The organism is Bradyrhizobium uaiense, assembly GCF_010811875.1.
In the GTDB taxonomy this organism is placed as follows: Bacteria; Pseudomonadota; Alphaproteobacteria; order Rhizobiales; family Xanthobacteraceae; genus Bradyrhizobium; species Bradyrhizobium uaiense.
In genome coordinates this window covers 1-362 of sequence record NZ_VKHP01000625.1, presented here as the reverse complement: position 1 = coordinate 362, position 362 = coordinate 1, and the positions used below count along the sequence as shown (strand labels likewise).

Genomic DNA, 362 nt, shown 5'->3' with positions numbered 1-362 from the left:
AGGTCCTGACCACCAATGCGTTAAGGTCATTCGCGCTGTTTAGCGCTCGATCCGACCAGAGGCCCGTCGCCGGCCAGATCGTCATGTACAAAAGCTTCAAATTCTGCGCCTCGAGGGCTTTCTCATATAGTGGCCGTGCCCTTGTATTCAAAGCGCGCGCAACTTCGAACGATTGCACCAGGAATGGCAATGTCGGCAAACCAAAAACGGGATCAGCTTTTTCCAGTGAGGCTGCAAATGCATCACCGCCTGTGACCCGACCATCGCGAGCTGCGCCGATCATCTCAGCTGAAGAGATTTTCAGCTCGTTGTCGAAAGACGTCCTTACCGTGACGAAGCCATTTGTGTGTGCTGATATGAGC

At 53.6% G+C, this 362-nt stretch carries 1 protein-coding gene; it reads right to left on the bottom strand.

The window, feature by feature from the left end:
• On the bottom strand, positions 1–362 hold a 362-nt coding region (locus FNJ47_RS46795; protein WP_488226112.1), incomplete at both ends, for a type 2 periplasmic-binding domain-containing protein.